Source organism: Klebsiella sp. BDA134-6 (assembly GCF_015601345.1).
Classification (GTDB): domain Bacteria; phylum Pseudomonadota; class Gammaproteobacteria; order Enterobacterales; family Enterobacteriaceae; genus Klebsiella; species Klebsiella grimontii.
On the sequence record NZ_CP064784.1, the window covers coordinates 742,114 to 765,049 of the forward strand.

The window sequence follows — 22,936 nt, forward strand, 5'->3', positions numbered from 1 at the left end:
GACGAGTAACGGCAATGAATAAACGCTTTTATCGAATCGTATTTAATAAGGCTCGCGGGATGCTGATGGTAGTGGCGGAAACGACCCACTCTCATCGGGCGGGCGTGTCGCCGCAATCCGGCGCCGACGCGCGAACCGGGTCGACGCTGACGTCCACCCTGGCGCCGCTGGCCTTTGGCTTTCTGCTCGCGTTTTCCTGTCTCACCCCGGTTCAGGCAGCGATTGTCGCCGATAACCCTGCGCCTGGCGGCCAGCAACCGCAGATCGTCAATAGCGCCAATGGCACGCCGCAGGTCAATATTCAGACACCGAGCGGCGCAGGCGTTTCGCGCAACGTCTACAGCCAGTTTGACGTCGATGGGCGCGGCGTGGTGCTGAATAACAGCCACGCCAGCACTTCAACCCAACTGGCCGGGATGGTCGCCGGTAACCCGAATCTGGCGAAAGGGGAAGCCAGAGTGATCCTCAACGAGGTGAATACCCGTGATCCGAGCCGGCTGAATGGCTATATCGAGGTTGCCGGGCAGAAAGCGCAGGTGGTGATCGCTAACCCTGGCGGAATTAGCTGCGACGGCTGCGGGTTTATCAATGCCAGCCGCGCGACGCTGACGACAGGTCAGGTGCAGTACAGCAACGGGCAGATTAGCGGTTACGATGTCAATCGCGGCGAAATTATCGTACAGGGCGGCGGGCTTGATGCGAGCTCGGTAGACAGCACCGACCTGCTCGCCCGCGCGGTGAAAATCAACGCCGGGGTTTGGGCGCAGGAGCTAAAGGTCACAGCAGGGCGTAATCAGATCGATGCGGCGCACAGTCGGACGACGGCAAAATCAACCGACGGCAGTGCGGCGCCAGCGGTGGCGATAGACGTCAGCGCGCTGGGCGGGATGTACGCCCATAAAATTCGTCTTGTCGGTACCGAGCGCGGCGTAGGCGTTCACAATGCCGGCAATATCGGCGCGGCGACGGGGGACGTAGCAATCAGCGCTGATGGCGCGCTCAGCAACAGCGGCATGATTCAGTCCGCGCAGAATCTGCAACTGTCCGTTAAGGGCGATCTTCACAACCAGGGCCAGCTGTACGCCGGAAAAGATAGCCTGGTGACGGCCAGCGCGACGCTAACCAATGACGGCATTATCGCCGCGCAAGGTGATACGCGGATTGCCGCCAACGCTTTGCGTAGCGTGCAAAACAGCACGCTCGCCGCCGGATTAAATAGCGATGGTTCTTCCGCCAGCAGCGGCGCGCTGACGCTGAATAGCCAGACTTCGCTGGCGCTGAATGGCCGCAATATGGCGGCAGGGACGCTGACGGCGCAGGGCAGGGCGGTGGATCTTGATAATAGTCGAACCTCGGGGGCGCGGATCGTGGTCAGCGCCGCGTCCGGCGATATCACAACCCGAGATGCGGTGGTGGCGGCCAGCGAAAAACTCCAGTTGGCCGCCAGCGGTAAACTCAAAAACCACAGTGGCCTGTTGACGGCCAGCCAGCTTGAGCTGAAAGCAATGGCGCTGGATAACCAGCAGGGCGTAATCCAGCACACGGGCGGGGACGATCTACGCCTTGATTTTCGCGCGGGATTGGATAACCACGGCGGAGAGATTGCCAGCAACAGCCATGCATTGACGCTCAGCACCAGCCAGTTGCTCAATCAAAACGGAACGCTGTTGCATACCGGCAGCGGCGGCATGTCTATTACCAGCGATGGCGTGCTGGACAACGGCCAAGGCACTATTGCCGCTAACGGCAATATCGTTTTGTACTCCGATAACATTAATAATCGCAGCGGTAAAATCAGTACGACGCAAGGCAATGCCCAGCTCACTACGCGTCATGAGCTGGAAAATTCACAAGGGAATATCGTTGCTGGCGGTAGCCTTTCTCTACAAGTAGCAAGCCTTCGGAACCAGCAGGGGCAATTGATTGCGGCGCAGGGCGACCTGGCCATGAGCGCTGAAGGGGGGCTGGATAACCGCGAAGGCGTTCTTGCCGCAAATGGCAATATCAAGCTTGATGCCGACAATCTGACCAACCATGGCGGAAAAATCAGCGCGGCGCAGGGCGACGTTCAGCTCACTGCGCGCCATGGGGTGGATAACTCGCAGGGGAATATCATCGCCAGCGGCGACATCCGGCTACAGGCTGAAAATCTTAACAATCGTCACGGGCAGGTTGGCTCGGCGCAGCGGGGCAGCGTCAACCTGAAGACGAGCGGTTTACTGGATAATCAGCAGGGCACAATTACCGCCGTTGATGTCCTGCGTATTCACAGCGCCGCTGTTGATAACCGTCAGGGAGAACTGCAGTCCGGCGGTAACCTGAACATCACCATCCACAATCGGGGGCTGGATAACCGGCAGGGGCAGATCGTCTCCGCCGCCGCTCTGGATATAGCAGGCGTCAACCTGGCGCTGGCTAATACGGGCGGGACGCTACTGGCCGCGAGCAAACTTATTCTCGATGCAGATTCCCTCAGCGGCGATGGCGAGGTGCTCTCTCAAGGCGATATGTCACTAACGTTGCGTCAGGCGTTTCATCACGCCGGGATGATCATCGCCAACGGCAACCTGCAGTGGAATCTCTCCGGATTGGCGCTGATTAATCAGGGGGTTATCAGCGTTGGCCAGGCGCTCAATCTCTATGTGGCGAAGCTGGATAACCGTCAGGAAGGTGAAATCAGCGCTGGCGAGAACCATTCGACGGTTAATGGCGAGTTAGTCAATCGGGGGCTGATTGACGGTGGTTTAACCCATATTGTCGCCACGACGTTAACCAATATCGGTAGCGGGCGCCTGTACGGCGACGCCGTCGCGCTGCAGGCGGCAACGCTGACTAACGCCGCGGAGAACGGCGTGGCGGCGACGATTGCTGCACGAGCATCGCTGGCAATGGGCGTCGGCACGCTCAATAACCAGGATCACGCGCTGATCTTCAGCGACGGTACGCTCGCCATTGGCGGCCTACTTGCCGAAGACGGTTCGCTCAGCGGCCGGGCGGGAGTCTTTAATAACCACAGCGCAACGCTTGAGTCCGCCGGTGATATGGCGCTCGATATCCAACAAATCAATAACTACAACGACCATCTGGTGACGAAAGATGTGATGGTCGAGCAGTCATGGCGCCATGAAGCGGCGCTGAAAGGATCGGTACAGCGCTTCGACTGGTCGCTGGTCGATACCAGCTATAAAAACAAATACGGCGTTCACGACGCCATCATGCCGGACGGTAGCCGCGGCGATGAGTTCTATGAATATCAGTACCAGCGTACCGTTGTGGAAACGCAGGTGGTGGAAAGCGATCCCGGCAAAATCCTCTCCGGCGGCCGGCTCATCATCAACAGCGATAAGCTGAATAACTACGACAGCCAGATTATCGCCGGAGGAGCGCTTGGTGGCGTGATTGGCGAACTAAACAATGTCGCCACGACCGGTAAACGGGTGACCACCGACGTCGGCACCCAGACTCGTTGGTATGAAAAAAAGACCAGCCGCCCGTTTGGCGGCACCAAAACCAGCCAGGGGAAAAAAAGCAGCGAATATGAACCGACGCCAACGGTTCAGACTATCGATCTGCAAACCATGAAGTGGCAGGGCAATACCCCAATTGATGGCCATAGCGGTGTGATTACCCCGCGCGATCGCGCCGATGAAACAGGTGAACTACCCGCCGGACGACTGGTGGAAGTGACGCCGGTTAACGCTGACGGAACGGTTATTCGCGTCGTCACGCCGGATACCCGTCTTCCTGTCAGCAGCCTGTATCAGATCGATCCGCAGGCTACTGCGGGCTATCTGGTGGAAACCGATCCGCGTTTTACCAACGGTAAAGCGTGGCTCGCCAGCGACTACATGCAAAATCAGCTGGGCGTTGATCAGGCGATGAAGCGGCTTGGCGACGGCTATTACGAACAGCGGCTGGTGCGTGAGCAGATCGTTAAACTGAGCGGCGGGCGCTACCTGCAGGGCTACAGTAACGATGAAGAGCAGTACCGGGCGCTGATAGACGCGGGCGTCGCCTTCGCCAAACAGTACAACCTGACGGTCGGGGTAGCGCTGACGCCAGCGCAGATGGCGCTGCTGACCAGCGATATGGTCTGGCTGGTTGCCAGAGAGGTCACGCTAATGGATGGCTCTGTGCAACAGGTGCTGGTGCCGCAGGTTTATGCGCGGCTTAAAGCGGGCGATCTTGATGGCAGCGGCGCGTTGCTCGGCGGTGAAAACGTGGCGTTCAGTGTGAGCCGTGATGTGACCAACAGCGGGCACATCCTCAGCCGCGGCGTAACGCAGCTAACCGCGGAAAACATTCATAACAGCGGCTATATCGGCGGCAACCAGCTCACGCTAAACGCGCGTACTGATATCAACAATATTGGCGGAACGCTGCAGGGCGGCGATAGCCTGAACGCGCAAGCCGGGCGTGATATCAACAGCGCCAGCACCCTCGGCGGCGGCTCAGGTAATGTCAGCCTCGACCGGCCTGCGGGGATTTATGTCCAGAATGAAAACGGCCAGCTGGGGCTGCAGGCGCTACATAACATTAATCTGACGGCAAGCATGGTGAGTAACAGCGCGGCGGGCAGCCAGACGCAGATTATCGCCGGCAACGATCTCAACCTGCAGACGCTCGCTACCACCCACAGCGAAAGCGGAAATTGGGGGAAAGGCAACGATCGTTCTTTGACCCAGCGTAGCGATATCGGCACGCAAATTAACGGCGGCGCGGTGGCGCTGTCCGCCGGCCACGATATGAATGCCCGCGCCGCCAGCGTGACGGCAACCAGCAGCCTGACGGTTGCCGCCGGCAATGACATTAACCTCAGCAGCGGCGAGTCCTCATGGCATCTGATGGAAAACAGCCATCAAAGCAGCAGCGGCCTGCTGGCTCGCCGCTCGCTCACCACTCACGATGAAGTGTGGGCGCAGAACGCCATCGGCAGCAATTTTAGCGGTGACAGTATTGTGATGCAGGCCGGGCGCGACCTGCTGGTATCCGGCAGCGGTGTTGCCGGTACCCAGGAGGTCAACCTTGTGGCGGGGCGTAACCTGACCATCGCCACCGCCGAGGAGAGTCGCCAGGAAAACCATCTACGTAAAGAGAAACATAGCGGCTTTTCCGGCACCGGCGGTGTTGGCTTCAGCGTCGGCAGTTCGTCGCTGAAAGCCACCGACGCGACGACAACGCTGAGTAGCGCCGCCAGTACCGTCGGAAGCTCACAGGGCAACCTTAGCCTGAGCGCCGGTAATGTGTTGACGGTTCAGGGATCTGACCTGGTGGCCGGCAACAATATGGCGTTGACCGGTAAAACCGTGAATATTCTGGCAGCGGAACACCAGAGCACCCAGACCCATACCGTGGAGCAGAAAACCAGCGGCCTGACGCTGGCGTTATCCGGGATGGTGGGCAGCGCCATTAATACCGCGGTTTCCAGCGCCAACCAGGCCAGCACCGAGAGCAATGGTCGTCTCGCCGCGCTGAGCGGGCTGCAGTCGGCATTATCGGGCGTACAGGCGTATCAGGCATCGCAGATGCAGACTGCGGATTCCAGTCCGGAGAGCATGATAGGGGTCAACCTTTCCTGGGGTAGCCAGTCATCGAAATCCACTCAGCGACAAACGCAGAACACCAGCCGCGGCAGTAGCCTGATGGCCGGCACCAATCTCAGCATTATCGCCACTGAGACGGATATCAACGTTGAGGGCAGCCATCTGCAGGCCGGCGGCAGCGCGTTACTCAATGCCGCGCGCGATGTGAATTTATTCTCTGCGGAGAACGCCAGCACCCTGAGCGGTAAAAACGAGAGCCATGGGAGTTCGTTTGGCGTCGGTATTAACTTTGGTCAGGGCGCGAATGGGCTGACGGTCAGCGCCAGCGCCAACGCCGCGAAGGGCCATGAGAAGGGCAACAGCCTGACGCATAACGAAACGACCCTCAGCGCCGGTGAGCGGATGACTATCGTCAGCGGTCGCGATACGACGCTGACCGGGGCGCAGGTGAGCGGCCATCAGGTGACAATGGACGTCGGGCGTAACCTGACGCTGAGCAGCGAGCAGGACAGCGATAACTACGATTCGAAGCAGCGTAGCGGCAGCGTGGGGGCGAGCGGCAGCATGGGCGGCGGTTCGGGCTCTCTCAACCTGAGCCAGAGCAAAATGCACAGCACCTGGGCGTCGGTGGAGGCGCAGACGGGGATTTTTGCCGGCGAGGGCGGTTTTGATGTGAAGGTGGGCGGGCATACGCAGCTGAATGGCAGCGTGCTGGCGAGCACGGCGGCGGCGGAGCTGAACCGGCTGGATACCGGGACGCTGGGTTTCCGGGATATTAAAAACTCTGCCGAGTACAGCGTGGAGCAGCAGAGCGCGGGGGCGAGCACGAGCGGTAGCGTGGCGGGGCAGTTCCTCGGGAATGCGTCCAGTGGTCTGCTGATGGGGGCGAACGGCAGCGGCAGCGACAGTTCGCTGACGCGGGCGGCGGTGAGCGAGGGCAGTATTGTAATTCGCGACGGCACGAGTCAGCAGCAGGACGTGACGGAGTTAAGCCGGGATGCGGCGCATGCGAACCAGACGCTGAGTCCGATATTTGATAAGGAGAAAGAGCAGAACCGGCTGGCGGTGGCGCAGAAGATAGGTGAAATCGGGCGTCAGGTGAGTGATGTGCTGGTGACGCAGGGCAAGCTGAACGCGCAGGCGGCGCAGGGCGACCCGGCTGCGCGGGCAGCGGCGCGGGAGAAGCTGGTAGCGGGAGGGAATGCCAGCCCGAGCGAGGAGCAAATCAGCGCGCAGGTGAGCCGGAAGGCGATGGCGGACTACGATACGGGCGGAAAGTACCAGAAGGTGGCGCAGGCGGTAACGGCGGCGATGCAGGGTCTGGCGGGGGGCAACCTGGCGCAGGCGGCGAGCGGTGCAGTGAGTCCGTATGTGGCGGAAATCATTCACAGCCAGACGACGGACAGCGCGACGGGTAAGGTGAATGTGGAAGCCAATGCGATGGCGCACGCGGTGTGGGGAGCGATAGCGGCGGCATCGGGAAATAACAGCGCGCTGGCGGGGGCCGCGGGTGCAGTGAGCGGCGAGCTGCTGGGCCGCTGGATAGCGGCGGAATATTATCCGGATGTTAAGACAGAAGAGCTGTCGGATGAGCAGAAGTCGACGATAAGCGCGCTGAGCACGCTGGCGGCGGGACTGATGGGGGGGCTTAGCGGAGGCAGCAGCGGGGATGCAGTTGCGGGGGCGCAGGCCGGGAAGAACGCGGTTGAGAATAATACGCTGAGTCTGCCGAAAGGGATGACGGAAACCGGACAGGCAGCTACATCCTGGGTGAAATATGCCCAGGACAACAACCTTTCGCCGGAGCAGGTTCAGGCTGGATTACAGGATATTGTGCGTGGTGATTTGCCGGAAAGCGCAGACATTATCAAAGCCATCCTGAGTAATAACCCTGGTTCGGATACGGTAATGGCTCTGCTGGCAGCGGAAGAAGCGAAGGACTACGCGCTGGCGCTGTTGACGTCGATCCCGGCAGAAAAAGCATTGTCGCTGGCAGGTAAAGCTGCCGGTATCATCGATAACAAAATTCTGATAAGTGCCGCAGAGAAAATATCGACGGCGAAACCGGGTAAGCAATTTACAGCGCCGAGGGATTTGAATGAGCAATTATTGTGGAATCAGGTGAAGGATAATCCAACAATTGGTAGGGGATTGGATGGTATGAATAACGATCCTCGGTTCCCTATGTCAGCAGGATTCCAAAAAATGGAAGCAAAACAGAAACTCTCTGATGGTTCCACTATAACTGTGCATTACCAGTACAACGCAGTAACTGGTAAGGCCTATGATATGAAAATCACTACACCCCAGCGAGTTCAACCAGATCCTCAAGATGTAATAAATAGCATAAAGGATAGAGTAAAATGAAAATAAAAGAGAGAGATGGTGAAGTTGTTGATGTATATGCAGTTTACTTTATTGGTGGTGATGTTAATTTTTTAGGGATGCCTAAAAATTATGGTGGGTTATCTGCTTTTTCAGCTAGAGAAGTAGAAATTGTTGAATCTGAGATGAAATATAACAGTATCTATTTTAAAAATAGTGGATATGGTATTTACCACTGGGCCTTAATTAAAGAAAAGCTACTGGACGATCTTCTTGAACTGGATGAAACGGCCTATAAACGCTTCCTTGAAATCGTGAAAGCTGAAGGTCTGGTAGATCCTGATTTTTATTAACTGCAAAAGATCCCGAGCTCAGCGCCGGGATCGTCTTTTTACCCGTCAGCCCTTAACCGGCTCGATCACCAGCCTTCCCGGCTCAACGCTGACAATGACCGGCGTGTCGGTGCTGAATCCCGCCTCTGCCAGCCAGTTGCCGTTCAGGCGCAGGCTGGGGCTGCGGGAATATGCTGGTAGACCCGGCGTGTAAGGCGCTGTTCGTGGCGACGGACGGTCTGGCGGGGTTGCAGGCCAACGGCATCACCAACGTGGTCGGGGCGTATATCCGGGCATCGGGGCTGGCCAGATGGGGAAGCTGCCACCTGTTCCGCCACGCGATGGCGACGCAGATGCTGGAGAACGGGGCGGACTTAAGGTGGATCCAGGCGATGCTGGGCCATGCGAGCGTGGAGAGTACGCAGATCTACACGCAGGTGAGCATCCGGGCGCTGGCGGCGGTGCATGCCTCAACGCATCCGGCGGAGCAGGACGGAACAGCGGAGCCGCCGGAGAGCCCGTAAAGTTAGCGGACGTTCCCTGTGAGGCCACAGGGGATGGTGCAGGCAGGCCGCCGCCGTCCATGACGGCAGCCTGCCCCTGCCAGCGGCGTGCGCGGGGGTCAATGGCCGCGCCCCGACGTGAGCAGTACCGCATATAGCCGTTCAGTGCAGCCGGGTCACGGTCATTAAACATAATGCGGGGGATTATACGCAGCCGCGCCGGTGAGCTTCAGAGCAGAACGAAGCCGCGCCGTGCGGCACGTCTTCGTACAATCCGCATTATGTCGTGCGCCCCCGCAGGTGAGTCCGCAGCCCTGCGCAGCGCACAGCTCACTGGCGTTCGCTCTGCTGTCGGCAACGGCGTTCTTCCTCAGCCCCGCAGGTCGCCGCATCCCTGCGGCTCCCGGTGCCGTTCTGCGGCAGTGGTGTAACCATCAGCAAACCCCACAGGGGCAGTCGGCCTGCGGCCTCCGCTTAAAAGCTTCACCTCGCCCCCGCCCCAACCCCGCTGCACTGGTTGTGCGCGGCTCGCAGTCGCTACGCTCCTTGCTCGTCCCCGTGCTCGCCATCTCCGCCCCGTGCGGCCCCCGCCGGGGGCCTCCCTGCTACAGCGTCTACCTGCGAACCCTACCAGTTCGCGCTCCGGTCAACCCGCGCCCGCCGCACAGGCAAGCTGTGCAGCGTTCACGGGTTATCGATAAAAACCGGTCAGGCAGGGAAAGGCGGTTAATAAAAAGGGTAATGGCAGCGGCTGACGCCGCTGCTATGATGCGGGGGCCGCGGGCGCAGTGAGCGGCGAACTGCTGGGGCGCTGGATAGCGGCGGAATATTATCCGGATGTTAAGACAGAAGAGCTGTCGGATGAGCAGAAGTCGACGATAAGCGCGCTGAGCACGCTGGCGGCGGGACTGATGGGGGGGCTGAGCGGAGGCAGCGGCGGGGATGCGGTGGCGGGGGCGCAGGCCGGGAAGAACGCGGTTGAGAATAATTTACTCGGCGGTAGTGAAGATGCTCAGGCTGCATGGATACGCCAGCACGGCGTCGATATGGCGAGCTGTTCAGACAATCCGAGTGGGGCTGCATGTCAGAAAGCAATGAATGAACGAGATGCCATAGGGTTGGCGCTGGCTAAAGGTAGTGTTGCCCTGTTACCGGGCGGAGCTCAGGCTATGTGGGGTCTTGGAGCCGGTGCGAATGCAGGCATCAGTTATCTGGCGGATGGTACGATAGATCCGGCAAATGCGGCTATTGCTGGATGGGTAAACGTTATCAGCATGGGAAATGGTCTGGTGGGTACTGTTGGATGGAATGCGGCGGGTGGCGCGCTGGGGAACTGGATTGACAATAAAGATCCACTGTCTGGTGCACTTATCAATGGTGTCGGTTCGGGCATTGGCTATGGTATTGGTAAAGGGCTCTCATGGGGCGTTAATGCTGGAGCAAACTGGTGGAAAGGTGGTTGGGATCCGAAGTTTAATGCTGATCTGAGACAGTTTACTGAAGTGAAAGGAGATTATGGCCTTTCAAAAGAAATGAAACCAAGTAAGGTACCCAGTTCTTTTGGTGACTTAGGCGGTTCTATTTTCTCTGAAATAACAGGTAAAGGAATCGAGAAAATTTCATCTCCAGGTAGTAATGGAGATGAAAAATGATCAATATCCTTTTCGCTTTATTTTCAATTTTGGCAGGGATACTTTTAGCTGAAATTGCATATATTTTTTTACTTATCGTTGAATACGTAATGCTTGGCAATTTTAACTTTGAACTGGCATCAGCATGGCACTATCTGAAAGTAGGGGCCGGTGGAGGGGGGATAATGGGAATAGGACTTGCTCTGCTTCGCCATTTTGAAGTTAAAGGATTTTAATAGTTGTTGTGGAGAATAATGCGCTGAGTGTGAATCAGCTTGATGGTTTTGCGCAAAGAGCCAGAAACTGCGAGGGCAGCCAGCTGCGAGAACGTTGTCAGGGATATGATCAACCTCAACATAGAGCAGCAGCAAGAAATAGCAACTCTGTGTTCAATCAACCCTCAGCAATGTCAACAGAAGTATGGTTATTTGGTTGAGCAGTGGGAAGTGTTTGATGCCACAATCAGGCGCATGGCTGCTGATGGTACGCTGCCGAATGATTTCAGGTATGCGATGGCACCAGTTTATACGCTGAGTCAGGAAGCCGGTGGCATCATGGCGAGCGAGGGCTGGAAAAAACGCTTTGAGGCGATGGGAATCAGGGAGGAATTCGCAACGGCGATGGCGGCAACTCTCCCATTAGCTATGAGTGGAACGAAAGGAGCTAAAGCATCAACAACACAAGTAGTTACTAAGAATGTTAATCCTGGCTCATTAATAAGCCGACAGAATAGTAATGAAATGTCAGGTTCTCAGGTAAAACGCATAGCAAAGGATATGAAAGCAAATGGCTATAAAGTTGATAAGCCCGTTGATGTCGCTATTGTAAACGGCAAAATGATCATTATCGATGGTCATCATAGAGCCGAGGTCGCAAGAAAGGCAGGTATTAAAGATATCCCCGTCAGAGTTCACCCTGTTACAAAAGAGCAAGGTGATCAATTACTGCGTGAAGCCACTGAAGCAAGGGTGAGGTACTGAAATGAATAGTGTTTTTGATAAAGATGAAGTTATTAGATTTTTTCTACTTCAGAGTGAGCTGGTTAAAGCCTTATTTAAAACCTATCCAATGGCAAAAGACATTGAGTGGTTATTAGATTTTCCCAAAAATGGACATGTTCATATTAATGGGGATGTATGGAGTTTTTCCAAACATGGAAAGGGGATCAGGTTCTTTATAGAAGGTTCACATACTGGCAAAGTGGTTGATGTACATAATAATATAAGTTGTCCTGAATTGGTTGATACATGGCGATTACTACAGTACTTTTCGCTTGATGATGAAAACCAGCTTGAGGCGCTTTTGAATGAGATGGTTATCTCAGGTGAATTAGAGAAAATATCGGATAAATTATACCGGTTAAAAGAAATCCCGGCCTGAATGGCCGGGGGCCTTGTTGTAAACCGTTATACTCCCGATAAATGTCTGTTTCCTCGCTTGATCACCAGCAGATCGTCGGTGTCGTGAAGCGCGTCGGAGAGGGTCTTCTGTTACTGGAGCATCTTTATCCGGTTGACACCTGCGACGCCCAGTGCCTCGGCGCAGCCGTACAACTCGCGGGTGTTCTGGCTGTGATGATGATGCAGTTCGGTGTCACCCGGATCCGGATCGGCATCCTGTCAGTCAATTCAGGCAGTAGAACTTGTAGCAGATGGTGGAATGCGGAATGTCCGAATCAGGACTTGAGCCCGCTATGTGGCAAGGAAAAAGAGCAGAACCGGCTGGCGGTGGCGCAGAAGACAGGTGAAATCGGGCGCCAGGTGAGTGATGTGCTGGTGACGCAGGGTAAGCTGAACGCGCACGCGGTGCAGCGCTGACACAGTTTGCACAGCAGGAACGCTAACGCGAATCTGTGTTGCCCCTCCCCGTTATCCGGGGAGAGGCAGGCGAAGCCATTACACCGCGACTTCCATTTCCATCATCACCGGGTGGAAACGGCGTTTAAAGTAAACCAGGCCGTGCCCTTGCGGGCTCAGGGTAATATTGCGGATCTCCGCCAGATACACCAGGTGGGTACCAATGGTTTGCACCTGGCTAATCTCGCCTTCGAGACTCGCCAGTGAGCCTTTTAGCACCGGCTGGCCGAGCTCGCCTTTTTGCCAGCAGCTGAGGCCGAAACGGTCGTCCATCGTCATCCCGGTCATGCCGGCGAAGTGGCGCGCCATCTCCTCTTGCTGGTGGTTTAGCACGTTGATGCACAACTTGCCGTTGCCCTGAAATACCGGGTTCATCGCGCTGTTGGCGTTGATACAAACCATCACCGACGGCGGCGTATCGGTCACCGAACAGACCGCGGTGGCGGTGATTCCGCAGCGGCCCGCCTCGCCTTCGGTGGTGATGACGTTAACGGCGGCCGACAGGCTGGCCATGGCATCGCGAAAACGCAGACGTTGTTCATCTAATTGCATTGTGACCTCCCGCTGCCGTTATTTCAGCAGCTTATCCAGCATGTTGATATCGGTATTGTTGTGCAGATGCGGCACCGTCCAGCCGTTCTGGTCGTACTCGGACAGGCAGCGATCCACCATCGCCATCATTTTGTCCATGTTGCCGGAGCTCTGCGCCTGACGCAGGCACTGCAGGCGAATTTCATCTTGGCTACCTGAGTAGTTGATTTCGTACAGTTCGTGGCGACCGCCAAACTCGCTGCCGATGGCATCCCACATCAATTTGAGGATCTTGATACGCTCGACGTGATCCATGCCGTTCGATCCGCGCACGTATTTCGCCAGATATTCGTTGATCTGCGGGTTGTTGAGATCGCGGGCGCTGGACGGCAGATAGATCAGGCCGCTGGTGACGTTGCGTTCAATAATGTTTTTGATTTTGGCGTAGGCCATCGGCGCCATCACGCGATAGGTTTGCAGCGCGGCGTGATCCGGAAGATACGCACCGTTAACCCACGGCGTCGCTTCGGCGCACATCGAGTCGCTCAACGCCCAGAACATATTGCGCCAGGCTACCACTTCGCCGAGATCCGCCTGTACGCCGCGGAACTCCAGGGTGCCGGTGCACTCCAGCGAGCGCTTCAGCAGGGCGGTGATGAAATCGAGCTTCACCGCCAGACGTACGCAGGCCTGGAGCGGATACATGCGGGCGAAACCGCCTTCCATCGTCCAGCGACGGCAGCGATCGAAATCGCGATAAATCAGCACGTTTTCCCATGGGATCAGGACGTTATCCATCACCAGGATCGCATCGTTTTCGTCGAAGCGGCTGGAGAGCGGATAGTCGTACGGCGATCCGGTGGCGCCGGCGACCAGCTCATAGGAGGCGCGGGAGATAAGCTTAACGCCTTCGGCATCCATCGGCGCGACAAACATCAGCGCGAAGTCCGGGTTCTCGCCCATCACCTGCGCCGAGCCGAAGCCAATCATGTTGTAGTGGGTCAGCGCCGAGTTGGTGGCGACCACTTTCGCGCCGCTGACGATGATCCCTGCGTCGGTCTCTTTTTCCAGCTTGATATAAACATCTTTCACTTCGTCCGCCGGCTTATGGCGATCGATCGGCGGGTTGACGATGGCGTGGTTAAAGTACAGACCGGTTTCCTGGATGCGGGTGTACCAGTTGCGGGCGTTCTGTTCAAACTGACCATAAAACGCCGGGTTGGCGCCGAGCGCGCAGCCGAAGGCGGCTTTGTAGTCGGGGGTGCGGCCCATCCAGCCGTAGCTTAAGCGCGACCATTCGGCGATGGCGTCACGCTGCTGGCGCAGGTCATCGGCGCTTTTCGCCACCCGGAAGAACTTGTGGGTATAGCCGCCGCTGCCGGTGTCGGTGCCCCAGCACAGGGTATCCTGCAGCGCGGGTTTATGCAGCGCGTCGTACATTTGAGCGACGGAGGCGGCGGCGTTGCGGAACGCCGGGTGGGTGGTCACGTCTTTAACGCGTTCACCGTAGATATAGATTTCGCGGCCGTCCTGCAGGCTCTTCAGGTACTCTTCACCGGTTAACGGGCGTTTAGCGTCTGCACGGAAATTTTCAGGTTTCATAGGTGACCTCTTCAGTATTAATCGGAATGTGATGTTAAATTTATGTTTTGTTTTTGTTGTTCAATTGAAGCGGTTAACGCGCCTTTCGTGAAGAGACTTTTAGGTCAACGGTCGGTACTTTTCAGGCGGGGTTGGGTTATGTGATCGGGGTTGGTTTTTCTATTTTCCTGCCTGGCTCCCCGGTGAACCGACAACAAGCCGGGGCGGGTTTTGAATTTGTACCCCGGACAGATGCGCGGCCTCGTCTCCGGGAAATTCAGCGACTCTGCGCTCTGCTCCCGGGGGTGGCGCCTGGCGCGCCTTGCCCGGGCTACCGCCTTTCAGACGGCTGCCGACTCGCCGCGCCGTCCAGGGAACGATCCTAAGACACCGGTACTTTTTGCATTCTGAACGCGCTCGGCGAACAGCCCGTCAGGCGGTTAAAAAAGCGGGCGAAATAGGCCGGATCTTTAAAGCCCAGCTGCCAGGCTATTTCACCGATCGTACTGTCGGAGAAGAGCAGTAATCGCCTGGCCTCGCGCAACTGCCTGTCGAAAATCAGCCGCTTGGGCGGTCGGTTGGCGAAGCGGCGGCAAATATCGGTTAACCGGGATTCGGTCAGATGCAGCTCGCAGGCGTAATCTGGTACCGTCCAGTGCTGGTGGTAGTGGCTATCGATCAACTGGTTAAAACGCTGGAACAGCTTGAGCTCGCCGCGTATCCCGCTGGCCGCATGATCGTCAAGCTTCGCGTTGCGCAGTAGCAGGGTGAATACCGCCTGCGCCAGCAGCGTCAGGGTGTGTTCCCGCCCCGGCAGCTGCGACGTCGATTCCCGTTCAATCAGCCGCCAGTAGTGCGCCAGCGCCGCCAGCTCATCGGGCTTATCGGCCAGCGACAGGCAGATGCCCGGCAGGCCGAAGGCCTCCCGGGTGCCGGGATAGAGCACCTCCAGCAGCGGCCAGACCAGATCCTCGTGCACCGTCAGCACGTGACCATCGCTATCGGACTCGGTGATAAAAGCGTGCGGCACCGAGGGCGGCGTCAGGACAAACAGCGGCGCCTGCACCGAATAGCGATGATCGTCGAGCTGTAGCTCAATCTGCCCGGTATCGAGAAAGTGCATCTGAAAATACTGGTCGTGGCGGTGCGCCTGCATATCACGGCCAAAGAACTCCGCCATCCGGGCAAAGGATTGATAATGCACCTCTTCCGTCCCCAGACTCTCATCGTACTCTTTATTCATATCGATATTGGTAACAGGGCTCTGGCACATAGCGGCTCCCTACGGCGTCGCGCGCGGACGCGATCCTTTCATCGGAATCGTCCAGATAATTACCGCGCCGATGACCAGCAGGGCGGCGACGAACCACAGACCGCTGCTGAAGCTGCCGGTAACATCCTTCAGCCAGCCAATCATAAAGGGGCTGAGCGCCGAGCCGATATTGCCGGTCGCATTGATCACCGCGATGCCGATCGCTCTGGCGCGCAGGCTGATCGACTGATCCGGCGTGGTCCAGAAAATGGCCATCGCGCTAAACGATCCGGTGGAGGCCATCACGATCCCGAGCAGCTGGATCAGGTTGTGATCGGTGGCCGACGCCAGCAGCCAGCCCGCCGCGGCGAACAGGAACGGCAGGGCGGTGTGGTGCTTACGCTCCTGGTGTTTATCGGAGTGGCGGCTCCAGTAGATCATCCCGAGAATGGTACAAATCTGCGGGATCGCCGCCAGCAGGCCGATGGTGATATTGCTGCTGCTTTCGTTAAAGCTTTTGAGGATCTGCGGCGTCCAGATGCTGATCGCGCTGAGCGTATTGGTCAGGCAAAAATAGGCCAGGGTGTACATCAGCACGATCGGCGTGAACACTTCCCGCCACAGGCTGCGCTGCTGCATGGCGTGATGGCTGATCGCCCCTTCCGGCTGGACCAGCGTCAGGCGGTCGTTGTCCATCATCTCCTGCAGGCATTTTTTATCTTCTGCGGTCAGCCATTTGGCCTTCGACGGCGAATCATCCAGCCAGAACCAGACCATAATACCGAGCAGCACCGACGGGAAGCCCTCCAGCAGGAACAACCACTGCCAGCCGTGCAGGTTCAGCAGGCCGTCCATCGACAAGATATAGCCTGAAACAATCGACCCCAGCGCGGTGGTCACCGGCATCGCGATCATAAACAGCGCGTTGGCGCGGGCGCGGAAAAAGGCCGGGAACCAGTAGGTCAGATAGAGCAGAATGCCGGGCAGGAAACCGGCCTCGGTGATCCCTACCAGCATGCGCAGAATATAAAGACTGTTCGGACCGGTCGCGAACATGGTGGCGGTGGAGGCGATACCCCACAGCACCATGATGGTGGCGATCCAGCGTCGTGCGCCGACGATGCTGAGCATCACGTTGCTGGGAATGCCGAAAATCACATAGGTGGCGTAAAAAAGGGTAGTGGCAAGGCCGAACATGGTGGCGTTAAGGCCCAGATCCTGCCCCATGGTCAGCCCGGCAAAGCCGATATTGATGCGATCTAAAAACGAAAAGATAAACAGCACGAACAAAAACACGATCAGGCGGCGAAAGAGCTTGTTGATAACCGACTGCTGCTGCGCCGTCAGCTGCTTGTGCTGATTAGCCGGATCGAACTTTTCCGGGATGGCAGATGATGTATCGCTCATTATCATTTTCCTCTAATGGGAATTTTGTAGGGTACTGCGGGTTGCCGGGTGGCGCTGCGCCACCTGGCGTTAATAGACGCCTGACGAACCCTCGGCGGTTTTTTCCGCGCCAAATCGTGCCGCCAGCGCTTCCGCCCCGCGGGCCAGCAGGGTGGTATCGACGCCGACGGCGACGAACAGCGCGCCGAGCTGCAGGTAGCGCTTCGCCAGCGGTTCGCTGGCCATCAGGATCCCCGGCGCTTTGCCCGCCGCGCGAATTTGCGCGATGGCGCGCTCAATGGCGGCCTGCACTTCCGGATGCTGCGGGTTGCCGCTGAAGCCCATATCGGCGCTCAGATCCGCCGGGCCGATAAACACGCCGTCCACGCCCTCGACATCGAGGATCTGCGGCAGATTGTTGAGCGCTTCGCGAGTTTCGATCTGCACCAGCACGCACATCGCGTCGTTGGCCTGATGGAGATAATCCGGGACGCGGTTCCAGCGCGAGGCGCGGGCCAGCGCGCTGCCGACGCCGCGAATACCCGCGGGCGGATAGCGGGTGGCTTTCACCGCCAGCCGCGCTTCGTCGGCGTTCTGCACCATGGGTACCAGCAGGGTTTGCGCGCCGATATCCAGCAGCTGTTTAATCTGCACCGGGTCGTTCCACGAGGGGCGTACCACCGGCTGGCTGGGGTAAGGAGCGATCGCCTGCAGCTGGGTCAGTATCGTCTGCACGCTGTTTGGCGCATGCTCGCCGTCGATCAGCAGCCAGTCGAATCCGGCCCCGGCCAGCAGCTCGGCGCTGTAGCTGCTGGTCAGCCCCAGCCACAGGCCAATCTGCGGACGACCCGCTTTTAAGGCGTCTTTAAAGGCGTTATTCATCATGTTTCTCCTAGACAAACCGGCAGCTGATCGCGCCCATGTTGCCGTAGTCGACGTGGAAGGTGTCGCCCTTGCGCGCCGGTACCGGGCGCGTAAAGGAGCCGCCGAGAATAATCTGCCCGGCCTCCAGCTGGACGTCGTACGGCGCCAGCTTGTTCGCCAGCCAGGCTACGCCGTTGGCCGGGTGATTCAGTACCCCCGCGGCGACGCCGGTCTCTTCAATCACGCCGTTGCGATAGAGCAGGGCGGCGATCCAGCGTAGATCCAGCTCGTCAGGTTTAATCGGGCGACCGCCGAGGATCACTCCGGCGTTGGCGGCGTTATCGGAGATGGTGTCGAAGACTTTACGCGGACGCTGGGTTTCCGGGTCGATGTTGTGGCAGCGGGCGTCAATCAGCTCCAGCGCCGGGATCACGTAGTCGGTGGCGTTATAGACGTCGAACAGGGTGCAGTTGGGGCCGCGTAACGGTTTGGCCAGCACGAAGGCCAACTCCACTTCGATACGCGGGACGATAAAGCGGTCGGTGGGGATGTCGCCGCCGTCGTGGAAAAACATATCGTCCAGCAGCGCGCCGTAGTCCGGTTCGCTTATCTGCGAGCTGGCCTGCATCGCTTTTGAGGTCAGGCCGATTTTATGCCCTTTCAGCACGCGGCCTTCGGCGATTTTCATATTTACCCATTCGCGCTGTACGGCGTAGGCGTCTTCGATGGTGATCGTCGGGTGATCCAGCGAGATGGCGCGGATCTGTTCGCGCTGTTTTTCCGCCTGGTTTAGCCGCTGGGCGATCAGGGTATGGGTATGTTTATCGAGCATAGTCGCTTCCTGTTACGTCATTCGGTGCTGCTGCGCCGGGGGGCGACGCTGGCGCGTCTTACCCGGCCTGTGGTTTGTGGCAGTGCTTGTTTTCTCCCTCTCCCTAAAGAGGAGAGGGGACTGGCCGGGCGCACGCTATGTAAACAAGGCGTGCACGTTGTTCTGCTTGTAGTTCAGCGTCGGGTGCAGTTCATCGAGCTCAAACGACAGCGCCAGGTAGCGGCTCTTCATCAGCGCGGCGAAATGGGCTTTGATCAGCGTGAACAGCATATCGCCCACGTCCTGGCGGCTCTCCAGGCTGCGCCCGGCGCCAATCTTTAGCGTCATATGCACAAAGGCGTAATCGTGCTGGCCGTCGGCCATCTGCCAGGTATCCAGCCAGATGGCGCGGCTGCGAATGCCGCCGATGGGAAAGATGCCGGTCGCCGCCAGCGCGTCGTTCACTTTGCTGAACAGACCTGATAAATCAGCCTGCTCGCGGATGTTGTCGGTACATTCAGCGATAAAATGCGGCATTCTGCGCTCTCCTTAAGCCGTTTCCGGCAGCGGGAAGACGGCGTTGACCTGACCGGTGCCGGAGCTGGCGAACAGCTCGGTGATAAATTCCACTTTGCCGTCGTATTTATCCCAGCCCAGCAGGCCCAGCAGCATCACCGTGTCGTGCATATTGCCTTCGCCGTAGCAGTAGTCGGCGTACTCCGGCAGCATGGTGCAGAACTCTTTGAATTTGCCTTCGCGCCACAGCTTCACGACCCGTTCGTCCATCTGGTGATCGAACTCGCGGGTATAGCTGTTCATCCCCTCTTCGGCGCGCTGGTCGTCGATAAAACGGTGCGACAGCGAGCCGCTGGCAAAGACCGCCACGGTGCCGTCATATTTCTCGATAGCCTTAAGAATGGCTTCGCCCAGCCTGCGGCTGTCGGCAAAATCATGAACGGTACAGAACGCCGAGATAGAGACCACTTTGAAATGCTTATCGCTGTTCATATAGCGCATGGGCACCAGGGTGCCGTACTCCAGCTTCAGGCTCGGAATGTTGTGCGCTTTAGCGCGGACGCCGAGCTTGACCGCTTCGTCGGCGATCAGGTGGCCGAGCGCCGGATTACCGTCGTAGTCGTAGGTCATGTCGCGAATAAAATGCGGCAACTCGTTGCTGGTATAGACGCCCTGGAAATGGTCAGCGCAGTTGATGTGGTAGGCGCTGTTGACCAGCCAGTGGGTATCAAAGACGATGATGGTATCCACGCCCAGTTCGCGGCACCGCTTGCCGATTTCTTTATGCCCATCGATGGCTCCCTGGCGGCAGCCGTGGTTTTTACCCGGCAGCTCAGAAAGATACATCGACGGCACGTGAGTGATTTTTGCTGCTAACGCTAACTTTCCCATATCAGACTCCCCATTTTGGGATCGGATGGTCGCCCATCGAGATGCAGACGTTTTTCATTTCAGCGAACACTTCAAAGCTATATTCGCCGCCTTCGCGGCCGGTGCCGGAGGCCTTCACGCCGCCGAAAGGCTGACGCAGGTCGCGGACGTTCTGGGTGTTGACGAACACCATTCCGGCTTCGATGCCGCGCGCCAGACGCAGCACCTTGCTGACGTCCTGGGTCCAGATATAAGAGGCGAGGCCATACTCCACATCGTTGGCCAGGCGCAGACCTTCCGCCTCGTCTTTAAACGGCAACAGGCAGGCTACCGGGCCAAAAATCTCTTCCTGCGCTACGCGCATGCGGTTATCGACGTCCGCCAGCACCGTTGGCCGCAGGAAGTTGCCGTTTCTCAGATGGGCGGGCAGATCGGTCGGTTTATCCGCGCCGCCGGCCAGCAGGGTCGCCCCTTCTTCAATGCCGAGGCGGATATAGCCGGAAACTTTCTCCCAGTGCTGCTGGCTAATCAGCGCGCCCACCTGGGTGTTCGGGTCGGTCGGGTCGCCGACGCGCAGGCGGTTCGCCCGCTCGGCGAAGCGTTTAACGAACTCGGGGTAGATGCTCTGCTGAATGAAAATACGCGAACCGGCTGTGCAGCGTTCGCCGTTGATTGAGAAAATGGTGAACAGCGCGGCGTCCAGGGCGCGCTCAATATCGGCGTCTTCGAAAATCAGCACCGGCGATTTGCCGCCCAGCTCCATGGAGTACTTTTTCAGGCCGGCGTTTTTCATGATGTTGCGGCCGGTGGCGGTACCGCCGGTAAACGATACCGCGCGTACGTCATGGTGGCGGACTAGCGCATCGCCAGCGGTGGCGCCATAGCCCTGCACCACGTTGAGCACGCCAGCCGGGATCCCGGCTTCCAGCGCCAGCTCGCCCAGGCGGTCGGCGGTTAACGGCGACAGCTCGGACATCTTCAGCACCGCGGTATTGCCTAGCGCGAGGCATGGCGCTACCTTCCAGGTGGCGGTCATAAACGGCACGTTCCACGGCGACACCAGCGCGCAAACGCCGACCGGCTGCACGAGGGTGTAGTTGAGCATCTTGTCGTCAACCGGGTAGGTCTTGCCGTTCATCTGCTGGCAAACCTCGGCGAAGAATTCGAAGTTGTGCGAGGCGCGCGGGATCAGCACGTTTTTGGTCTGGTGGATCGGCAGGCCGGTATCGGCGGTCTCCATGGCGGCGATCTCCGGGACGTTCTGGTCGATCAGATCCCCCAGCCGACGCATCAGGCGCGCGCGCTCTTTCATCGGCAGATTGGCCCATTTCGGAAATGCCTCTTTCGCCGCGGCCACCGCCTGATTCACCTCGTCGGCGCCGCCGGAGGCGACTTCCGCCAGCACTTCGCCGGTCGCCGGGTTGGTGGTATGGAAATACTCCGCGGCGGCGACGTTTTTGCCGTTGATCCAATGGTTAATTTTTTTCATGACAGCTTCTCCTCATATTCCTGCTGGCTGATGATGCGGTTGACCAGGCGGCCGACGCCCTCCACTTCGACGATCACTTCATCGCCCGGCACTACGTCCGATAGCCCTTTAGGCGTGCCGGTGGCGATCATGTCGCCCGGCTGCAGGGTCATAAATTCGCTGAGGTAAGCGATCAGGAACGGAATGCTGAAGATCAGATCGGCGGTGGTGCCCTGTTGGCGCAGTTCGCCGTTGACCCAGGTGCACAGCGCCAGGTTATGCGGATCCGGGATCGCCTCTTTACTGACGATCCACGGGCCGATCGGCGTCAGGGTGTCGCGGCTTTTGACCCGCAGGTTGGGGCGATAGTAGTTTTCCAGGTAGTCGCGGATGGCGTAGTCGTTGCAGACGGTGTAGCCAGCTACGTACGCCATGGCGTCGGCTTCGGCGACCTTACGCGCGGTTTTGCCGATCACCACCACCAGTTCCGCCTCGTAATGCATGTACTCGACGTTATCCGGGCGCACCGAATCCTGGCGGTGGCCGATAAAGGTGTTGGGCGCTTTGATAAATACCAGCGGCTCCGTTGGCGGCGTAAACGCCAGCTCGCTGGCGTGATCGGCGTAGTTCAGGCCCAGTGCGAACAGGGTGCCGTCGGCGGGCGGCAGCCAGCGAAACTCGCCTTCCTGAAGCAGACTGCCGTTAGCGAGCTTGACCTGACCGCGTTCATTAACCTGGACATCGTGCCGCTGTCCCTGCCACTCAATACGTGCCTGTTTCATGCCAGCTCTCCTTCAGCAACCACCGGGTTTTCCAGCGCCGGGAAACCCTCGGCGAGAAGGCGTACGCGATCGCCGGGGCGCAGCGTAACGCGGGTGTGGGGCGTACCGATCAGAATCGCATCGCCGGGATTGAGGGTGGCGAATTCGCTCAGGGCGCTCAGCAACTCGGCGGCGGAGCGCTGAAGATCGGCGGTATTCCAGCTGTCCGCTTCGCGACCGTTGATTTCGGTGATGATGGTCAGGTTATCGACGTTGCTGAGCGGCGCGAGGGCGCCCAGCGGGCAGAAGCCGTCGCGGCATTTGGCTTTGATGGCCGGACGATAGAAGCTCTCTTCCGGCAGGCTGACGTCGTTGGCCAGCGCGTATCCGGCAATATAATTGGCGGCTTCTTCCGCGGCGACTTTACGCGCGGTTTTCCCGACGATCAGGGCGACGGTAGCGCCGCTCTGCACGGTTTCACCGTCCGGATAGGGGATACTCTCGCCGTCGCCGATCACGGTGTTGCGCGGTTTGATAAACCAGACCGCAGTCTTCGGCGGGGTTTTATAGGGAGCCTGTTGGAACGCTTCGCGCCAGGCGTCGAGCTGGCTGCGGTGGTTAAGCGCCACGGCGAAGATGGTGCCTTTCATTGACCACTCCTCTGCTACAGATTTGGGAATAACAAATTTCATTAATATGTTAATGA

17 protein-coding genes and 3 pseudogenes are annotated in these 22,936 nt (G+C 58.3%); 8 read left to right on the forward strand and 12 right to left on the reverse strand.

Annotation, left to right across the window (positions count from 1 at the left end; all coding sequences use genetic code 11):
- The first annotated feature begins 14 nt into the window (after positions 1-14).
- On the forward strand, positions 15-7,910 hold the full coding sequence (locus IYV58_RS03470) for a two-partner secretion domain-containing protein (RefSeq protein WP_227676890.1): 7,896 nt from the start codon (positions 15-17) through the stop codon (positions 7,908-7,910).
- The gene (locus IYV58_RS03475; RefSeq protein WP_195729429.1) at positions 7,907-8,221 is read left to right on the forward strand and encodes a hypothetical protein; all 315 of its coding nucleotides are present in this window, start codon (positions 7,907-7,909) and stop codon (positions 8,219-8,221) included. The genes IYV58_RS03470 and IYV58_RS03475 overlap by 4 nt, the downstream gene beginning before the upstream one ends.
- A 45-nt stretch (positions 8,222-8,266) precedes the next feature.
- Here the strand turns inward: IYV58_RS03475 and IYV58_RS03480 are convergent, their stop codons facing one another.
- Complete coding sequence (locus tag IYV58_RS03480; protein ID WP_142445307.1) at positions 8,267-8,374, reverse strand: SymE family type I addiction module toxin; 108 nt, start codon at positions 8,372-8,374, stop codon at positions 8,267-8,269.
- A gap of 35 nt (positions 8,375-8,409) precedes the next feature.
- On the opposite strand from IYV58_RS03480, the pseudogene IYV58_RS03485 reads away from it, so the two are divergent.
- The 6 genes and pseudogenes from IYV58_RS03485 to IYV58_RS28565 all read left to right on the forward strand — a co-directional run.
- Positions 8,410-8,724 (forward strand): annotated as a pseudogene (locus IYV58_RS03485) (tyrosine-type recombinase/integrase); the annotation flags it as partial.
- A gap of 749 nt (positions 8,725-9,473) precedes the next feature.
- Positions 9,474-10,355, forward strand: a pseudogene (locus tag IYV58_RS03490) (VENN motif pre-toxin domain-containing protein); the annotation flags it as partial.
- Complete coding sequence (locus tag IYV58_RS03495) at positions 10,352-10,570, forward strand: hypothetical protein (protein ID WP_004128582.1); 219 nt, start codon at positions 10,352-10,354, stop codon at positions 10,568-10,570. The pseudogene IYV58_RS03490 and the gene IYV58_RS03495, both read left to right, overlap by 4 nt.
- A 105-nt stretch (positions 10,571-10,675) precedes the next feature.
- Positions 10,676-11,314, forward strand: a complete 639-nt coding sequence (locus IYV58_RS03500) for a ParB N-terminal domain-containing protein (protein ID WP_170101013.1) — start codon at positions 10,676-10,678, stop codon at positions 11,312-11,314.
- A 1-nt stretch (position 11,315) separates the two neighbouring features.
- Positions 11,316-11,714: a DUF6896 domain-containing protein gene (locus IYV58_RS03505; RefSeq protein ID WP_004128589.1), complete on the forward strand. Its 399-nt coding sequence runs from the start codon at positions 11,316-11,318 to the stop codon at positions 11,712-11,714.
- A gap of 293 nt (positions 11,715-12,007) precedes the next feature.
- Positions 12,008-12,145, forward strand: a pseudogene (locus IYV58_RS28565) (filamentous hemagglutinin); the annotation flags it as partial.
- An 84-nt stretch (positions 12,146-12,229) separates the two neighbouring features.
- Here IYV58_RS28565 and IYV58_RS03515 read toward each other — a convergent pair.
- The 11 genes from IYV58_RS03515 to IYV58_RS03565 form a co-directional block, all read right to left on the reverse strand.
- The gene (locus IYV58_RS03515) at positions 12,230-12,742 is read right to left on the reverse strand and encodes a 4-hydroxyphenylacetate 3-monooxygenase reductase subunit (RefSeq protein WP_004128595.1); all 513 of its coding nucleotides are present in this window, start codon (positions 12,740-12,742) and stop codon (positions 12,230-12,232) included.
- A gap of 18 nt (positions 12,743-12,760) precedes the next feature.
- Positions 12,761-14,323 (reverse strand): 4-hydroxyphenylacetate 3-monooxygenase, oxygenase component, encoded by a 1,563-nt coding sequence (gene hpaB, locus IYV58_RS03520; RefSeq protein WP_139529232.1) that lies wholly within the window; start codon positions 14,321-14,323, stop codon positions 12,761-12,763.
- Positions 14,324-14,684: 361 nt separating this feature from the next.
- The gene (hpaA, locus tag IYV58_RS03525; protein WP_112167009.1) at positions 14,685-15,575 is read right to left on the reverse strand and encodes a 4-hydroxyphenylacetate catabolism regulatory protein HpaA; all 891 of its coding nucleotides are present in this window, start codon (positions 15,573-15,575) and stop codon (positions 14,685-14,687) included.
- Positions 15,576-15,584: 9 nt separating this feature from the next.
- Positions 15,585-16,961 carry a 4-hydroxyphenylacetate permease gene (gene hpaX / locus IYV58_RS03530; RefSeq protein WP_139529233.1) on the reverse strand — a complete coding sequence of 459 codons (1,377 nt, stop codon included), beginning with the start codon at positions 16,959-16,961 and terminating at the stop codon, positions 15,585-15,587.
- A gap of 69 nt (positions 16,962-17,030) precedes the next feature.
- Entirely contained in the window at positions 17,031-17,822 is a 792-nt protein-coding gene (gene hpaI, locus IYV58_RS03535) for a 4-hydroxy-2-oxoheptanedioate aldolase (RefSeq protein ID WP_049115401.1), read from the reverse strand.
- Between the two features lie 10 nt (positions 17,823-17,832).
- Positions 17,833-18,636 (reverse strand): 2-oxo-hept-4-ene-1,7-dioate hydratase, encoded by an 804-nt coding sequence (gene hpaH / locus IYV58_RS03540; protein ID WP_049115400.1) that lies wholly within the window; start codon positions 18,634-18,636, stop codon positions 17,833-17,835.
- 135 nt (positions 18,637-18,771) lie between these two features.
- A complete protein-coding gene (locus IYV58_RS03545) occupies positions 18,772-19,152 on the reverse strand; it encodes a 5-carboxymethyl-2-hydroxymuconate Delta-isomerase (protein ID WP_087828583.1) in 381 nt (126 codons plus the stop codon).
- Positions 19,153-19,164: 12 nt separating this feature from the next.
- Positions 19,165-20,022: a 3,4-dihydroxyphenylacetate 2,3-dioxygenase gene (gene hpaD, locus IYV58_RS03550; RefSeq protein WP_004128612.1), complete on the reverse strand. Its 858-nt coding sequence runs from the start codon at positions 20,020-20,022 to the stop codon at positions 19,165-19,167.
- 1 nt (position 20,023) lies between these two features.
- Entirely contained in the window at positions 20,024-21,490 is a 1,467-nt protein-coding gene (hpaE, locus tag IYV58_RS03555; RefSeq protein WP_123828491.1) for a 5-carboxymethyl-2-hydroxymuconate semialdehyde dehydrogenase, read from the reverse strand.
- Complete coding sequence (locus IYV58_RS03560; RefSeq protein ID WP_004128617.1) at positions 21,487-22,251, reverse strand: fumarylacetoacetate hydrolase family protein; 765 nt, start codon at positions 22,249-22,251, stop codon at positions 21,487-21,489. The genes hpaE and IYV58_RS03560 overlap by 4 nt, the downstream gene beginning before the upstream one ends.
- A complete protein-coding gene (locus tag IYV58_RS03565) occupies positions 22,248-22,880 on the reverse strand; it encodes a fumarylacetoacetate hydrolase family protein (protein ID WP_004128618.1) in 633 nt (210 codons plus the stop codon). The genes IYV58_RS03560 and IYV58_RS03565 overlap by 4 nt, the downstream gene beginning before the upstream one ends.
- Positions 22,881-22,936 lie beyond the last annotated feature (56 nt).

What these genes read in the sequence shown, in the direction of transcription:
- IYV58_RS03495 (WP_004128582.1), top strand. Translation starts at nt 10,352, where the DNA reads ATGATCAATATCCTTTTCGCTTTATTTTCAATTTTGGCAGGGATACTT.
- hpaA (WP_112167009.1), bottom strand. Translation starts at nt 15,575, where the DNA reads ATGTGCCAGAGCCCTGTTACCAATATCGATATGAATAAAGAGTACGAT.
- IYV58_RS03505 (WP_004128589.1), top strand. Translation starts at nt 11,316, where the DNA reads ATGAATAGTGTTTTTGATAAAGATGAAGTTATTAGATTTTTTCTACTT.
- hpaI (WP_049115401.1), bottom strand. Translation starts at nt 17,822, where the DNA reads ATGAATAACGCCTTTAAAGACGCCTTAAAAGCGGGTCGTCCGCAGATT.
- IYV58_RS03515 (WP_004128595.1), bottom strand. Translation starts at nt 12,742, where the DNA reads ATGCAATTAGATGAACAACGTCTGCGTTTTCGCGATGCCATGGCCAGC.
- IYV58_RS03470 (WP_227676890.1), top strand. Translation starts at nt 15, where the DNA reads ATGAATAAACGCTTTTATCGAATCGTATTTAATAAGGCTCGCGGGATG.
- IYV58_RS03500 (WP_170101013.1), top strand. Translation starts at nt 10,676, where the DNA reads ATGATCAACCTCAACATAGAGCAGCAGCAAGAAATAGCAACTCTGTGT.
- hpaX (WP_139529233.1), bottom strand. Translation starts at nt 16,961, where the DNA reads ATGAGCGATACATCATCTGCCATCCCGGAAAAGTTCGATCCGGCTAAT.
- hpaH (WP_049115400.1), bottom strand. Translation starts at nt 18,636, where the DNA reads ATGCTCGATAAACATACCCATACCCTGATCGCCCAGCGGCTAAACCAG.
- IYV58_RS03545 (WP_087828583.1), bottom strand. Translation starts at nt 19,152, where the DNA reads ATGCCGCATTTTATCGCTGAATGTACCGACAACATCCGCGAGCAGGCT.
- IYV58_RS03565 (WP_004128618.1), bottom strand. Translation starts at nt 22,880, where the DNA reads ATGAAAGGCACCATCTTCGCCGTGGCGCTTAACCACCGCAGCCAGCTC.
- hpaB (WP_139529232.1), bottom strand. Translation starts at nt 14,323, where the DNA reads ATGAAACCTGAAAATTTCCGTGCAGACGCTAAACGCCCGTTAACCGGT.
- IYV58_RS03475 (WP_195729429.1), top strand. Translation starts at nt 7,907, where the DNA reads ATGAAAATAAAAGAGAGAGATGGTGAAGTTGTTGATGTATATGCAGTT.
- hpaE (WP_123828491.1), bottom strand. Translation starts at nt 21,490, where the DNA reads ATGAAAAAAATTAACCATTGGATCAACGGCAAAAACGTCGCCGCCGCG.
- IYV58_RS03560 (WP_004128617.1), bottom strand. Translation starts at nt 22,251, where the DNA reads ATGAAACAGGCACGTATTGAGTGGCAGGGACAGCGGCACGATGTCCAG.
- hpaD (WP_004128612.1), bottom strand. Translation starts at nt 20,022, where the DNA reads ATGGGAAAGTTAGCGTTAGCAGCAAAAATCACTCACGTGCCGTCGATG.